This is a genomic window from Roseivivax halodurans JCM 10272, from assembly GCF_000521785.1.
GTDB classification, from domain to species: domain Bacteria; phylum Pseudomonadota; class Alphaproteobacteria; order Rhodobacterales; family Rhodobacteraceae; genus Roseivivax; species Roseivivax halodurans.
This window is the reverse complement of sequence record NZ_JALZ01000001.1, coordinates 81,474-96,763: the sequence shown is the minus strand read 5'-3', so window position 1 is coordinate 96,763 and position 15,290 is coordinate 81,474. Positions and strand designations below refer to the sequence as shown.

Annotated in this window: 12 protein-coding genes and 1 pseudogene; 6 read left to right on the top strand and 7 right to left on the bottom strand. The window is 66.5% G+C overall.

What is annotated here, in order from left to right:
• Positions 1 to 24: 24 nt before the first annotated feature.
• From OCH239_RS00490 to OCH239_RS00470, 5 genes are all read left to right on the top strand, one after another.
• Positions 25 to 1,647: a peptide ABC transporter substrate-binding protein gene (locus tag OCH239_RS00490; RefSeq protein WP_037257042.1), complete on the top strand. Its 1,623-nt coding sequence runs from the start codon at positions 25 to 27 to the stop codon at positions 1,645 to 1,647.
• A gap of 131 nt (positions 1,648 to 1,778) precedes the next feature.
• Complete coding sequence (oppB, locus tag OCH239_RS00485; protein WP_037257039.1) at positions 1,779 to 2,702, top strand: oligopeptide ABC transporter permease OppB; 924 nt, start codon at positions 1,779 to 1,781, stop codon at positions 2,700 to 2,702.
• 25 nt (positions 2,703 to 2,727) lie between these two features.
• Positions 2,728 to 3,633 (top strand): ABC transporter permease subunit, encoded by a 906-nt coding sequence (locus OCH239_RS00480; protein WP_037257036.1) that lies wholly within the window; start codon positions 2,728 to 2,730, stop codon positions 3,631 to 3,633.
• Position 3,634: 1 nt separating this feature from the next.
• Positions 3,635 to 4,603, top strand: coding sequence for an oligopeptide/dipeptide ABC transporter ATP-binding protein (locus OCH239_RS00475; protein WP_037257033.1), 969 nt, complete (start codon positions 3,635 to 3,637; stop codon positions 4,601 to 4,603).
• Positions 4,600 to 5,601: an oligopeptide/dipeptide ABC transporter ATP-binding protein gene (locus OCH239_RS00470; protein WP_037257030.1), complete on the top strand. Its 1,002-nt coding sequence runs from the start codon at positions 4,600 to 4,602 to the stop codon at positions 5,599 to 5,601. Before OCH239_RS00475 ends, OCH239_RS00470 begins: the two co-directional genes overlap by 4 nt.
• Positions 5,602 to 5,626: 25 nt before the next feature.
• On the opposite strand, the gene OCH239_RS00465 is transcribed toward OCH239_RS00470, so the two are convergent.
• The 7 genes and pseudogenes from OCH239_RS00465 to tgt form a co-directional block, all read right to left on the bottom strand.
• Complete coding sequence (locus OCH239_RS00465; RefSeq protein ID WP_084781975.1) at positions 5,627 to 6,475, bottom strand: CE1 family esterase; 849 nt, start codon at positions 6,473 to 6,475, stop codon at positions 5,627 to 5,629.
• A gap of 157 nt (positions 6,476 to 6,632) precedes the next feature.
• Positions 6,633 to 8,189 (bottom strand): OpgD/OpgG family glucan biosynthesis protein, encoded by a 1,557-nt coding sequence (locus OCH239_RS00460; protein WP_037257027.1) that lies wholly within the window; start codon positions 8,187 to 8,189, stop codon positions 6,633 to 6,635.
• Positions 8,190 to 9,422: an OpgC family protein gene (locus OCH239_RS00455; protein WP_037257024.1), complete on the bottom strand. Its 1,233-nt coding sequence runs from the start codon at positions 9,420 to 9,422 to the stop codon at positions 8,190 to 8,192.
• Positions 9,423 to 9,457: 35 nt separating this feature from the next.
• Complete coding sequence (locus tag OCH239_RS00450) at positions 9,458 to 10,819, bottom strand: tetratricopeptide repeat protein (protein WP_037257021.1); 1,362 nt, start codon at positions 10,817 to 10,819, stop codon at positions 9,458 to 9,460.
• A gap of 138 nt (positions 10,820 to 10,957) precedes the next feature.
• Positions 10,958 to 11,305: pseudogene (locus OCH239_RS23845) on the bottom strand (CoA transferase); the annotation flags it as partial.
• Positions 11,306 to 11,332: 27 nt separating this feature from the next.
• Positions 11,333 to 12,943, bottom strand: a complete 1,611-nt coding sequence (locus OCH239_RS00445) for a thiamine pyrophosphate-binding protein (protein ID WP_037257018.1) — start codon at positions 12,941 to 12,943, stop codon at positions 11,333 to 11,335.
• A gap of 71 nt (positions 12,944 to 13,014) precedes the next feature.
• Positions 13,015 to 14,139, bottom strand: coding sequence for a tRNA guanosine(34) transglycosylase Tgt (gene tgt / locus OCH239_RS00440; protein ID WP_037257016.1), 1,125 nt, complete (start codon positions 14,137 to 14,139; stop codon positions 13,015 to 13,017).
• Between the two features lie 292 nt (positions 14,140 to 14,431).
• Here tgt and OCH239_RS00435 point away from each other — a divergent pair, with 292 nt between their 5' ends.
• Entirely contained in the window at positions 14,432 to 15,217 is a 786-nt protein-coding gene (locus OCH239_RS00435; protein WP_037257013.1) for a DUF2189 domain-containing protein, read from the top strand.
• Positions 15,218 to 15,290 lie beyond the last annotated feature (73 nt).

Genomic DNA, 15,290 nt, shown 5'->3' with positions numbered 1-15,290 from the left:
CGGACCATAAGTCTTATCGGAGGTATGACACCCGTGCTGAAAAACAGCCTCGCCGCATCGCTATTCGCACTTATCGCCGCAAGCCCCGCATTCGCGGACAATCCCGTTCCCGAGGGCACCGAACTTGCCGAGGACCAGAGCTACACCTATTGGCTCCTCGACGCGATCAAGTCGATGGACCCGCAGATCAACACCGACGTCGAGGGTTCGGACGTCCTGCGGTCCCTCTTCGAAGGTCTCTACAACGAGAACGGCACGGGCGAGCTCGTGCCCGGCGTCGCGCTCGAGCATACGGTTTCCGACGATCAGAAGACCTACACCTTCACCCTGCGCGACGACGCCCAGTGGTCGAATGGCGATCCGGTGACCGCGCAGGACTTCGTCTATTCCTGGAAGCGTCTCGCCGATCCCGCGACCGCCTCCGAGTATGCCTGGTACCTCGAGCTGATGCAGATCGAGAACGCCGCCGAGATCATCGCCGGTGACATGTCCGTCGACGAACTCGGCGTGACTGCGGTCGACGACCGGACCCTTGAAGTCCGGATCACCACGCCCCTGCCCTACTTCCCGCAGATGCTGGTGCACGCCTCGACCTTCCCGGTCCATCAGGCGACGATCGAGGAGCACGGCGACAACTGGACCCGCGCCGAGAACCTCGTCGGTAACGGCGCCTACGTGCTCGACGAGCACATCCTCGGCGAGCGCGTCGAGATGTCGAAATCCGACACCTACTGGGACGCGGAGAATGTGATCTTCACCGATCTCACGGCGCTGACCATCAACGACGTGAACCAGGGCCTGACCCGCTACCTCGCCGGCGAGCTCGACCGCGTGGACATCCCGGCCGGTCAGTATCCGCGTCTCGAAGAGGAATACCCCGAGCAGGCGAACTCGGTGCCCTACAACTGCTCCTACATCTACATGCTGAACGTCGGCGAAAGCGGCCCCGAGGAACTCAAGGACGTCAACGTGCGCAAGGCGCTGTCCTACGCCATCGACCGCGACATCATCGTCGAGCGGATCCTGCAGGGCGGACAGCCGCCGTCCTACAACTGGACGCATACCGCGGTCGCCGGTTTCGAGCGCCCCGAGATCGAGTACGCCAACTGGACGCAGGAAGAGCGCATCGAGAAGGCCAAGGAGCTTCTTGCCGAGGCCGGCTACGGCCCCGACAACCCGCTCGAGCTGACGCTGCAGTACAACACCTCGGAGGATCACAAGAAGATCGCCGTGGCCGCCCAACAGATGCTGCGCCAGATCGGCGTGAACATCACGCTCGCGAACTACGAGTGGAAGGTACACACTGACCGCATGCAGAACCAGGAGTTCGACATGGCGCGGTACGCGTGGTGCGGGGACTACAACGAGGCGTCGACCTACCTCGACCTTCTGGCCTCCTACTCGGGTCACAACAACGGCGAATTCTTCAACGACGAATACGACCAGGTCATGAAGGAGTCGAAGACCGCCGAGGACCCGCTGCCGATGTACCAGCAGGCTGAGACGATCCTGGCCGAAGAGATGCCGATCATCCCGATCTACCACTACGCCAAGGTCTTCATGCTTAACGAGGACATCAAAGGCTGGCCGCTCGAGAACGTGAACCAGACCTGGTACGCCAAGGATCTCTACCGCGTGGCCGAGTAAGACCGCACCATTCGAGGGTGCCCGCTTCCGGGCACCCTCTTCCTCCCGCGGCCGTGCCCTTCGCGCAGGTCCGCGCTACCCTTACCACTGGCTGCACTCGACCCGCGCCGCTCTTCCCTCGGGAGCCGCCCATGCTGTCCTATTCCATCAAGCGTCTGGCCCTCGCGATCCCGACGCTGCTGATCCTCATCGTCGTCTCGTTCGTGCTGATGTACGCCGCGCCCGGCGGCCCCTTCACGTCCGAGCGCGAATTGCCGCCGGAAGTGCTGGCGAACCTCAACGCCAAGTACGGGCTCGACCAGCCGCTCTGGCGGCAGATCCTGACCTATATCTGGGGAATCGTCACCGAGTTCGATTTCGGCCCGTCCTTCATCTACAAGGACCGCACTGTGAACGAGATCATCGCCCAGGGCTTTCCTGTGACGCTGACCTACGGCCTTCTGTCCTTCGTCGTCGCGGTGGTCGTGGGCGTGACGCTCGGCGTCGTCGCCGCGATCCGGCAGAACTCGGTCCTCGACTATTTCGCCGTCGGCATCTCGATCGGCGCTCAGGTGCTGCCGAACTTCGTGATGGCGCCCATCCTCGTGCTGACCTTCACCCTCTGGCTCGGCTGGCTGCCGGGCGGCGGCTGGCAGGGCGGCCAGTGGGAGTACCTGATCATGCCGGTGATCGCGCTCTCGACCTCGTTCATGGCGTCGATCGCGCGGATCACCCGGTCATCGATGCTCGAGACGCTGAACATGAACCACATCCGCACCGCGCGGGCCAAGGGCCTGCCCGAGCGCCGGGTGATCCTGCGCCACGCGCTGAAACCCGCGATGCTGCCGGTCATCTCGTATCTCGGGCCCGCCTTCGTGGGCATGATCACCGGCTCGGTCGTGGTGGACGTCTACTTCTCCACCGGCGGCATCGGGAAGGCCTTCGTCGACAGCGCGCTCAACCGCGACTACGCGGTGATGATGGGGGTCACGATCCTCATGGGCGCGCTCACCATCTTCTTCAATCTCGTGGTCGACATCCTCTACGGGTGGATCGACCCGAAAATCCGGTACTGAGCCCATGGTCCACGACACGCAACGCATGGACGCGATCGCCGAGCGCATGGCCGAGGACGAAGTCGCCGGCCGCTCGCTCTGGGCCGACGCCCGGTCGCGCTTCGTCAAGAACAAGGCCGCGATGTTCGGCCTGTTCCTCTTGATCTTCGTGGTGCTCTTCGCCCTCTTCGGCTCGCATCTGGCGCAATGGTCGAACGAGGAGCTCGACTACAACGTCATGGGCGTCGTCGCACAGGAAGGCGGCCCGTCGATGGCGAACGGCCACTACTTCGGGGTCGACGAGCTTGGCCGCGACCTCTTCGCGCGAACGGTGCAGGGCACGCAGGTCAGCCTTGCCGTCGGTTTCGTCGGCGCGCTCGTCGCCGTGGTCGTCGGCACGATCTACGGCGCGACGGCAGGATATGTCGGCGGCCGGGTCGACCAGATCATGATGCGCATGGTCGATATCCTCATGGCCATCCCGTACATGTTCGTGCTGATCCTCATCCTCGTCATGTACGGCCGCTCGATGATCGCCCTCTTCGTGGGGCTCGGCCTCATCTCGTGGCTCGAGATGTCCCGCATCGTCCGTGGTCAGACGCTGTCCCTCAAGAACCGCGAGTTCATCGAGGCCGCGCGCGCCACCGGCGTCTCGGGCGTCACGATCATCCGCCGCCACATCGTGCCGAACCTCCTCGGCGTCATCGCCGTCTATGCGACGCTCCTCGTGCCGCTGATGATCCTGACCGAGAGCTTCATCTCCTTTCTCGGCCTCGGCGTGCAGGAGCCGCTGACCTCGCTAGGCGCGCTGATCTCCGAAGGCGCCGGCACGATCGCCTACGGCACGATCTGGCAGCTCGGCTTCCCGCTTCTTTTCTTCTGCCTCACGCTTTTCGGCTTCTTCTTCGTCGGAGACGGCCTGCGTGACGCGCTCGACCCCAAGGACCGCTGACATGGCGCTTCTCGACATCGACAATCTCGACGTGGCCTTCGACACGCCCGACGGCACGGTTCACGCGGTGAACGGCCTTTCCCTCTCCCTCGACCGGGGCGAGACCCTCGGCATCGTGGGCGAGAGCGGCTCGGGCAAGTCCCAGACCGCCTTTGCTATCCTAGGTCTGCTCGCGCGCAACGGCCGCACCTCCGGCTCGATCAAATTCGACGGCGAGGAGATCCTGAACGCGCCCCCGAAGGTGATGAACCGCATCCGCGCGGAGCGGATCGCGATTATCTTCCAAGACCCTATGACGTCGCTGAACCCCTACATGAAGATCTCGGACCAGATGGCCGAGGTTCTCATGCTGCACCGGGGAATGAGCAAGAAGAATGCGCTGGCCGAGGCCGTCCGGATGCTCGACGCCGTGCGGATCCCGGGCGCGAAGGATCGCATCCGGCTCTACCCGCACGAGTTCTCGGGCGGCATGCGACAGCGCGTGATGATCGCGATGTCGCTGCTCTGCCAGCCCGACCTCTTGATCGCCGATGAGCCGACGACCGCGCTCGACGTGACGGTGCAGAGCCAGATCATGCGCCTCTTGCAGGAGCTGCAGGCCGAGTTCGGCATGGCCACGATGCTGATCACCCACGACCTCGGCGTCGTCGCGGGTTTCTGCGAGCGGGTGACGGTGATGTATGGCGGCCGGATTATGGAGCGGGCGCCGACCGATCCGCTCTTCGGCAAGCCGACCCACCCCTACACCCGCGGTCTTTTGCACGCGGTCCCGCGCGTCGATCAGGGGCAGGAGACGATGCAGGCGATCCCCGGCAACCCGCCGAACATGGCGCGGCCGCCGAAGGGCTGCCCGTTCCGCCCCCGCTGCGCCTTTGCCGGTAAGGATTGCGCCGTCATGCCGCCGCTCGAACCCGCGGGCGACGGGCGCGTCCGCGCCTGCCACCGCCCGGTCGAGGAGGTCGCCGCATGAGCACGCCCCTGATTTCCGCACGCGACCTTCGCGTCGCCTTCGACATCACCCGTCCCGGCGACATGCCGTGGACCAAGCCGCGCCAGTTGCATGCGGTCAACGGGGTGAGCTTCGATTTGATGCCGGGACAGACGCTCGGCGTCGTCGGCGAGAGCGGGTGCGGCAAGTCCACGCTTGCCCGCGCGCTCATCCAGATGGTGCCTGCATCCGGCGAGGTCGTCTGGCAGGGCGAGACGGACCTTCTGTCGCTGTCGTCCCAGCGGATGCAGAAGTACCGCTCCGAGATCCAGATGATCTTCCAGGATCCACTCGCCTCGCTGAACCCGCGGATGACGCTCGGCCAGATCATCGCCGAGCCGCTGCGCACCCACCGCCCGGAGCTCGGGCGCGAGGAGGTGAAGTCGCGTGTCGCCCGCATGATGGACCGGGTCGGCCTGCTGCCGCAGATGATCAACCGCTATCCCCACGAGTTCTCGGGCGGCCAGTGCCAGCGCATCGGCATCGCCCGGGCGCTGATCGTGGAGCCGAAGCTGCTGATCTGCGACGAGCCGGTCTCTGCGCTCGACGTGTCGATCCAGGCGCAGGTGATCGAGCTTCTGCAGGAGCTTCAGCGCGAGCTCGGGCTCGCGATCCTCTTCATCGCGCACGATCTGTCGGTGGTGAAGCACATCTCGGACGAGGTGATGGTGCTCTATCTCGGCCGCATGATGGAGAAGGCTCCGGCGGACCTGCTCTACGCCGACCCCCAGCATCCCTACACGCAGGCGCTCATGTCAGCTGTGCCGGTGCCGGATCCGCAGATCGAGCGGAACAAGCAGACGATCCCCCTCCATGGCGATCTGCCCTCGCCCATGGCGCCCCCGTCCGGTTGCGTGTTCCGCACAAGGTGCCCGCGCGCTGTTGAAGCTTGCGCGGAGGAGGTGCCGCATCCCGGACGCGGGCGGCATCAATGCGCCTGTCTCTTCCCGGGCCCGCTGACCGCCGACGAGGTGGCCTGACCCCTCCAGGCGATCGCGGGACGGGTCAGCGCCCTTCGAACCAGTCGAGCGCCATCTTGGCCCAGCCCTCCGGCACGCCGTGGCCGCCGTCGAAGAGAGCGAAACCGAGCGCCGCTCCGTCGGAACAGCTCGTCCAGTCCTTGCGCCAGTAGGTGCCGTCGGAGGCGAACTCGTCCGCCTGCAGGCGGCACCCGCTGGCCTGGCGCAAGAGATCCATCGCGTGCCAGACGTCGCCTTGCGCCACGGCATTCGGCGCATCGAGGCTGCCCCCTCGCAGAAGGCGCCCTTCGAGCGGGACCACCGGGTCACGCCAGCCATGCGTGTGGAAGAGCCGAACGGGACCGGCACAAGCCTCGGGATGCGGGCGCCAGAAGCTGCCCGAGACCGGAGCGTACGCTGCGAAGGCGTCCGGTTCCGCGCAGGCAAGATAGCTCGTCATGGATCCCCCGATGGAAAAGCCCGCGAGCAGCATCCGCTCCGGATCGAGGCCGAACCGCTCTGCCGCGTCGTCACGTACGGCCTGAAGGAAAGCGATCTCGTCGCGGGGTTGAGGGCGCTCAGGGTGGAAGGCCCACGTCCGTCCGCTGCGTCCTTGCCGCGGGATGCCGTCGGGAGCGATGATTGCGTAGCCCCGCGCGAGCGCCGCGCCTACAACGCCTCGCATGGTCAACGTTCCCTCCCCGCTCGAGCCCCAGCCGTGCAGGAACATGAGTGCGGGTGCGCCGTCGTCGCCCTCATCGGGCAGCTCCACGTGATAGGTGCCACCCGGGATCTCGCAGGCGCCCTCTTCAGCGCCGCAAGCTGCCCGGACATCCGTCCCCACCGAAGCGAGCCCTATTGCCGTCGTCAGGATTGAGAGACGTTTGCGCCACATGATCTTGTCTCCGGCGTTGTGAGCGACGAGCGGCACGCCGAAGCACGGGCCCGGCGCGCAATCCGACTGATGGGCCGAAGCCGTTACTGACGGGAGATATGCCGACCCGGGCACGTGACCACACCTGCCGGTCACGCCAAGGAGAGACCGTCGCCGATCAAACAGTCCAGCGATATAGCCAGACCTCGGAGAGTGGCGCGTCGTTCAGACGCAGTTGCGCGCGCAGGTCGGCGGCCGGAGCATCCCCCGGCCTCAATGTGAACGCAAGCCGCGCGCCGCCCGTGGAGGGATTGCGCTGCACGATTGCGGCGCTGACCTCGCCACCCGTGGTGCGGACCAGCTTTTGGACATCGTCGAGGTTCTCGGGCAGCGCGCGTCCGTCCGAGAAGTCGATCGCGAAGCGAATGCCGCCATCGCGCGCCGCTCCGGCCCGGGTGTTGAGAACGCGCAGGCCTGAGCCCCAGTCGCTCTTTTCCGACCAGGTCATGTCGTAGGAGAATGCCTTCGACTGGCCCGGCGCCAGCGGCTCTGCCGGTCGCCAGTAGGCCACGATGTTGTCGTAGACCTCGTCATCGGTGGGGATCTCGACCAGCGTGACGACCCCCGGCCCCCACGCCTCTCGCGGCGCGATCCAGAGACCCGGGCGGCGATGATAGAGCGCCTGCAGGTCGCCGAAATCCTCGAATTCTCGGTCACGTTGCATCAGCCCGAAGCCTTGCGGGTCCCGGTCCACGAAGGCGCTCACCTGAAGGTGGCTCGGAGGGTTGGCAAGCTGCCGCCAGAGCGTCTCGCCCGACCCGTTGACCATGAGCAAGCCGTCGCTGTCGTGGATCGCGGACCGGAAGTCCGAGAATTGGTCGCGGTTCGTCTCGTCGAACTGGAACATGGAGGTGAGGGGCGCGATACCGAGATGACCGAGCTCGGTCCGCGCGAAGACCTCGGCCTCGACGCCGATCGTGAGCGCCCGCCCCGGCGTCATCTCGAACCGGTAGGCGCCGGTGCAGCTAGGGCTGTCCAGAAGGGCGTGGATGACGATGCTGTCGTCTTCAGGGTCCGGATGCTCGATCCAGAAGCGGCGGAACTCGGGGAACTCCTCTCCATCGGGCTCGGCTGTGTCGAGGGCGAGGCCCCGTGCGGAGAGGCCGTAGATCTCGCCGGTGCCTATCCCGCGGAAATAGCTTGCACCCTGGAACACCGCGAACTCGGTGAAGATGCCCTCGTGTTCGAGTTCGGCCCTGAGCCGGAAACCGGAATAGCCGAGCCGTTCGTCGACAGGCAGGTCCGGGAATTGGTCCGACCGATCGAAAACCTCGAGGTCGAAGACGATCGGCCGCGCCTCACCACCGTCGACGATCGCGATCTCGACCGGGGTCGGAAAGTAGAGCCCCGGGGCGAACACATCGAGGCGGAATGGCTCCTCCGCGCTCTTGTTCCAGAGCGCATTGCGCGGATCGAACCAGATCGAGCGGTACTGGTCGTAGCTGACCTTTGTCCATTCCTCGGGGATGCGCTGCGGCGGCTCGTAGGCCTCACCCGCCATCCTCTGGGCCAACGCTCGCACGTCTTCGCGCGAGAACGGGCGCGGGTCCGAAAGCCGCAGCCCGGGAACATAGTCCGACGACTTCGCATCCGCGCCACCTTGCCCTTGGGCACGCGCGCGACCGGACATCGCCAAGGCCGCCAGAAGGCCGGTCAGCACCTCTCTCCGCAGCATCTAGCTTCCCTTTTTAACCTGCCGCCAGGGGTGCGTCTTGATCCAGCCGACGCCATAGGCGACGGCGACGAGAATCGCCGCACCACCAAAGTTAACTAACGCCATTGTCACGTAGTTCCGCCCCATGACGTCAAGGCAGAGGCCGAGAAGACGGGCAAGATACATGGAGGTGATGAAGATCGCGAGCGATTGCTGCCCCACCTTCAAGGTCGCGGCAAGACCGGTCGACCATGTCCGCGCCAGAGCACCATCGCCCGCCGGAGCCTTCAGCCTGTCACCCGCGGGACCCACCGCCCACCAGGCCACATAGGCGAGCGCGAGGAAGTGCAGGTAACGAAGCACCCCGAAATCGGTCTTGTCCCGGAGGAGCCCAATATCCGGATAGATCCCCATCGCCCAATCCGCGGCTGCGGGCCAGATCACCTGGAGGATGTCCACCACCCGCGGCGACGAGAGTGGCGAGGTCAGCACGAGAAAGCCGATCGCGAGCCACAACAGCGCGCCCAATTTCGGCGGAGCCGGAAGCCAGCGGGACATGAAGGCAAAACCGGTGAAGAAGATCAGCTGCCATCCGAACGGATTGAAGAACCATTCGCGGTCGGACCAGGGCTCTGCGGGAAGCCGCGCGATGCCGGATTGCGCGAGGAGCCAGACCGCCACCACCGCCGCAGCCGCGACGCCTAAGTGCACCCGAGCCAGCGCGATCACGAAGGGCATCATCGCGAGGATCACGAGGTACATCGGCAGGATGTCGAAGTAATTCGGCACGTAGGTCAGCGTCATTAATCCGATGAGGTTGGCCTGCGTCTCCTCGAAGAACGGAAGGAGATTCAGCTGTCCGGTATAGTCGCGCTCGAACGCGCCGGTCGCATCGAGCGCGGACACCGTCACGGCGATCGCGAAGAAGAGACCGATATGCGCCCAGTAGACCTGCCAGCAGCGGAACGCCGTTCGCGCCGCACCCATCGCCCAGCTCTGGTCCCGGAAGACCTTTCCGAACGCGATGGCCGAGGCCATGCCCGAGCAAAAGACGAAGATCTCCGTGGCATCGGAAAACCCCCAACGCGCGGGGATCCAGAGCGTCAGCCAGTTTCCCGGAATATGCGCGATGAGGATGATGAACATCGCCAGCCCGCGAAAGAAATCGAGCCGCGGATCGCGGACCGCTGCCCTCGCAACGGCGGAGGTCGCGTGGCGCGGTGTGGGACGGATCTCGGTCTCTGCAGTCGTCATGTCTCGGTTCCTCTCCGGCTTGGAGAAAGCCCCGATCACTGCGCCGCGTAAAGGGGCGACGTGCCGCCGGCTGCCGCCACCGCCCGCATCCGGCTTGCGGCGAAGGCATCGACCCGTCCGGCACGCTGCGCCGTGCGCTCGGCGAGGATGGCCGCCACCTCATCGAACCGCCCCGCCCGGATCCCGGCATCGACGGTCATGCGCTCGAAGACGTCACGCTGAGCGTGGCTGCCGCCGATCGTGCGCATATGCGCCCGAGCGCGGCTCATCTGGTCGAACGCCACCGCATAGCGACCTTCCCCGAAGGCGGCGAGCCCCGAGGCGGCCGCGACACCGGGATGCGCGATGACGCGTCCCGCATCGGTCTTGCCGTCTGCGCGCGTGGCCATGCGGCGCACGAGTTCCGACGCGGCGTCAGGCCGCCCATCGCCCGCGAGCGCCAGCATGTAATGCAGATCGGCGAAGACGAGACAGCCATCGGACAGGCGCGCCTCCGCGAGATCCGCCAGCTCGCTCCACCGTCCGCCGCACCGCACGCCCTCGAGTTCGAGACGCATCAGCAGCGACGAGGCGTTGGCGATGTCACGGTAATCGTCGGTCTTCTCGACCCTGATCTTCTGGTCGTAGAGCGCCAGAACCAGATCGTGCTCACTCCGGTCGAGATGGAGCAGCGCCTTGTGCCACCAGACGTGGAAGCGGAAGTTGTTGCAATGATCCCAGGCCGCTCGGTTGGCCTCGAGGAGCGCGATCCCGTCCGCGGGCCGGTGCAGCATGTCATGGACATGGGCCACCGCATGCAGGCCCCAGGCGTCGTCCGCAGCCCGTTCGAGGCCGAGGCGCCCGGTGCATTCGGCCGCCTCGTAATCGCCCGTCTCTTCGAGGGCGAAGGCATGGCACCCCAACGCATAGCCGGCGAGTGGATGACCCGCATCGTGGGCCGCGAGCGCCCGCTCCACCGAGCGGCGCATGCCCGGGGCATCCCCCATAACGAAGCGGATCGCATGGGAGAGCTTCAGCGCCAGCGTATCCGCCGGATTGAGCGCGAGAATGCCCTCGAGATGGAAAATTGCCCCGCTGGGCTGCTGGTCGAGCCATGCGCCGAGCGCATCGGTCATCGCCCGGGCGCGGGCAGGCTCGTGCCCCTGCGCCGCCGCCGTCCGTGCCGCAGCATATGCGGATCGGGCCGCTTCCGTCATCTCGCGCCGACCCAGCAGCAGGCACATCAGGCCCTTCGTCGCGTGAGGCAACGCCGCATCCGGACAGAGATCGAGCACACGAGAGAGGTGCTCGGGCGTTGAGCTGCCGTGAGCAAGGAAGGCGGCGATCATGGCATTCCAGGCCGACAAGGCCTCGAGCGAGTCGAGGCCTGTTTCGGCGCGGCAGATGTCGGATTGCATGCGTTCGGGTCCCGGAGCAGCCTGTCGTTCCGTGCACCGGGGCTCCGGCGCACGTCTTCGAGCCTATAAGATTGCGCCGACCGCATACGTCCCATCGCGCGAAACCTTCGCATTTGTGATGGCAACCTCCGAATGCGGCTACCTGCGCCTCCGCCGCTCAAGTTCGTCGCGGAGGCGTCGGAGAGCCTCATCCGTATGCTCTCCCACACGCGGCGGCGGTGTCTCCGTGCGCACCGGCGTGCGCGAAAACTTGAGCGGATTTCCAAGGAGTTGGACGGCGCCATTTACCGCCCCAGGCCGCGCGACATCGATCACGGCGCCGCGCGCACGCGCCCGATCCGAGGCAAGCGCCTGCCCGACCGTGTGGATCGGTCCGGCGGGAACGGTGACAGCCTCGAGACGCTCCAGGATCGTGCGCTGCGTCAGGGATGCGAGCAGTTCTGTAACAATCGACGTGAGCGCTCCCCGGTTCTCGAGCCGCAGAGGGTGAGACCGTCGAGCGGACCGCGTCGGTCAGATGCGCCCGTCATAGGCCCTCCGGTCGATCTCGGCCGCAATCACGGTAAAGGTCGAGGCAGCCAGAGCCGCCTCGAGCGCCGCTTCGAGCTCGGCTCGCGATGTCACCGTCGCACCCTCTCCGCCCATCGCCCGGCCGAGCGCGGCGAAGTCCGTGCGGCCGAAATCGACGCCGGTGTTACGCAACTGGCGCTGGCGCTGTTTCATCTCGATGAGCGCGAGCGAGCGGTCGACGAAGACGACGAAGATGACCCGCAGCCCGAGATCGGCGGCGGTGGCGAGCTCTCCCGCCACCATCAGGAAGCCCGCGTCGCCCGAGAACGACACGATTGTCCGTTCCGGCTCCGCCAGCGCCATGCCCATCGCGAGCGGAACCGCGCAGCCCATGGTGCAGAGACCCGAGGATTGGACCAGTCCCCGCAATTCGCCACACTTCCACATCTGGCTGAGGAGGATCCGATGCGCGCCGCTGTCGGCGCTGGCGAGCGTGCCTTCCGGCAGGAGCCGGCGACAGGTGTCGACGACGACGCCGGGCCCCCAGTCCGGCCCCGGGGCAAAGGCGTCCTCCAGCGCGGCGCGCGTCGCGGCGATGCGATCACCCCACTCGAGCTTCGGAATGCAACCCTCTGTGATCGCAGGAAGAGAGCGGCCTATGCCACCGACGACATTGACGCTGCCCTGATGCATGTAATGAATGTTGGGCGCATGGGTGATGTCGATCACCACCTGGGTTTCGGGATCGAAAGCGTCCTGCCAGCCGCTGCGCATCTCGATAGGATCGTAGCCGGCGAGGATCACCACATCGGCCTCGGCGACGAGCGGGAGAAGGATCGCGTCCGCCTTTGGGGAGAGCCCCGCGCCGCCGAGCGAAAGCGCGTGATCCTCTGGCAGGATGCCCTTGGCCTTGTAGGTCGTCACGACCGGCGCCCCGAGCGCCTCGGCGATCCCGCTGAGCGACAGCCCCTCGGTCACGGCATCGAGGCCCGCGACGATCAGCGGACGGCGCGCATTCCGAACGGCGTTGCGGGCGGCATCGAGATCGGGGCCCGCGGCGGGCGCCATGGGCAGCGCGGGCCGGCGGCGAAGCTGCGGCGCCGCGTCGGCCACGGCATCCGCAACCGAAATCGGCACGTCGATGTGGACGGGGCCCGGGCGACCCTCCGTGGCGATCCGCACGGCCTTGTCGGCGATGACTTCCGCGGCATTCGCAGACAGGGTGAAGCTCGCCTTGCAAACACTTGAGAAGACGGATCTCTGGTCGAGAACCTGGTGCGTGTAGCGGGCGGCCGTGTCGGGATCGACGCAGCCCGTCAGAACGATCAGCGGCACCCGGTCCTGACGTGCATTCTCGACCACGTTGACCGCGTTGAGCGCACCCGGCCCCACGGTCGCCACCAGCACGCCCGGCGCGCCGTCGCGGTGATGCGCTCCCTCGGCCATGAACCCGCCCGCGTTCTCGTGCCGTACAAGGACAAAGCGCAGTCCCGCTGCTTCGAGCGCGTCGATCAGCGTCAGGACCTCGCCGCCCGGCATTCCGAACACGAAACGGCAGCCCTCGTCCGCCAGACGGCGCGCGAGAATGTCCGCCGCCCTCCCCTTTGTCGTCATCCGGCGCCTCCCCGAGCATGGCCTCGGGACCACAAGGCCCCGTCTTCATGTGGAAGGCAAGACGGGAGCGATCAGAGCGGTTCGATGTCCCCCTCGGCCCGCTGCGCGTGGAAATCCGCCTCGAAGGCGGCGAAGGCCCCGGCCGCGATCGCCTCGCGCATCGCCTGCATAAGCTCCTGATAGTAATGGAGGTTGTGCCAGGTGAGCAGCATGCCCGAGATCATCTCGTGCGAGCGCTGGACGTGATGCAGGTAGGCCCGCGAATAGGAGCGGCAGCAGGGACAGGTACAGGCCTCGTCGAGCGGGCGGGGATCGTCGGCGTGACGGGCGTTCTTGACGTTGACCATGCCGCGGCGGGTCCAGCCCTGACCGGTGCGGCCGGAGCGTGAGGGAAGCACGCAATCCATCATGTCGATACCGCGCTTGACCGCGCCGACGATGTCGTCGGGCTTGCCGACCCCCATGAGATAGCGCGGCTTGTCCTGCGGCAGCATGTCGGTCGCGAAGTCGAGGCAGCCGAACATCGCCTCCTGGCCCTCGCCCACGGCAAGGCCGCCGACCGCATAGCCTTCGAACCCTATCTCCCTGAGAGCATTGGCGCTTTCCTCACGGAAATCGCGTTCGAGCCCACCCTGCTGGATGCCGAAGAGAGCATGCCCCAGGCGGTCGCCGAAGGCCTCGCGCGAGCGCTGCGCCCAGCGCATCGAGAGGCGCATGCTCTCGGCGATACGGTCCCGATCGGCCGGCAGCGCCGGACATTCGTCGAAGGCCATGACGATGTCTGAACCCAGAAGCTGCTGAATTTCCATCGATCTTTCGGGGCTGAGGAAATGCTTCGAGCCGTCGATATGGCTCTTGAAGGTCACGCCCTCCTCGGTGAGCTTGCGCAGCCCGGATAGCGACATGACCTGGAAGCCGCCGGAATCCGTGAGGATCGGCTTTTGCCAGTTCATGAACTCGTGCAGGCCGCCAAGATGTGCGATCCGCTCCGCCCCCGGCCGCAACATCAGGTGGTAGGTGTTGCCGAGGAGGATGTCGGCCCCGGTCTCGGCCACGCTTTCGGGGAACATGCCCTTGACCGTCGCGGCGGTGCCGACGGGCATGAAGGCGGGCGTGCGGATGGAGCCGCGGGGGGTGTCGATGGCCCCGGTGCGGGCCGCGCCATCGGTGCCGGAGAGGGTGAAGCGGAACGTCATGCGCCATCCTCTGCCCCATCCCGAGGGGCGCCACAAGACGCGGCGTTTCGTAACATATGTAACAAATCCGGGCCGAAACGTACGATATTTCCCGCATATTCGCGGCGGGGGGCCCGTCGATACCCGAGGCGGATCCCATCTGTATCGTCGAAGCCGCTTCCGACCGCCTCGGGGCCCCGCCGATCCGTTGGAAGCACCCCTCCCGAGTCGCCGCTGGCCCACGTGACCGGCGACCGGCGCGGCTCGAAGATGTACACTCTGCCCATGCGTCACCCGGAGAGGAGCGTGCGCGATGACCCTGACGAACGAACCACCCGCCGCAGCATCCGAAGGGGCCCGCAGGCTCTCCCTCGCCGACATCGCCGCGATCCTGCGGGCCGGCCTTTCCGATTTCGCCGCGGCGCCGCAATTCGGGCTCTTCTTCTCGGCGGTCTACGTGGCGCTCGGGCTCGGACTCTGGCAGCTTGGTGCGGGGCTCTTCGTCTGGACGCTGACCGCGACGCTCGCCTTCCCGATGATGGCGCCCTTCCTCGCCGTCGGGCTCTACGAGGTCAGCCGCCGGCGCGAGGCGGGCGAGCGACCGACCTTCGAGGCAGTACTCGGCGTCGTCTGGCGCCAGAGCGAGCGGCAGATCCCCTGGGCGGGCGCGGTGATCCTGATCTACACGCTCTTCTGGAGCTTCCTCGCCCACATGCTCTTCGCGCTCTTCATGGGACCGTCGGCGATGATGGGCCCGCCCGGGGATCTTGCGACATACCTTTCGGGCGACGGGCTGCGGATGATCGCGGTCGAACTTGCGGTGGGCGCCGTTCTGGCGTTCCTCCTCTTCGCTCTGACGGCGGTGAGCCTGCCGATGCTGCTCGACCGGGAGGTGGATTTCGTCACCGCGATGCGCCGGAGCGTCCGGCTCGTGCGCGCCAATCCCGCGGTGATGCTGGTCTGGGCGGCGATCATCGCCGCCGCGACATTCCTCGCGATGCTTCCGGCCTTCCTCGGCCTCTTCGTCGTGCTGCCGGTGCTGGGTCATGCGAGCTGGCACCTCTACCGGCGCGCAGACCAACTCGGCGCCCTGGGCTGAGGCGCAGCCCCCGCGCCATCCCCCGCTTCTTCTTGGCAAAAATACTCCGGGGTCCGGGGCGGAGCCCCGGTCC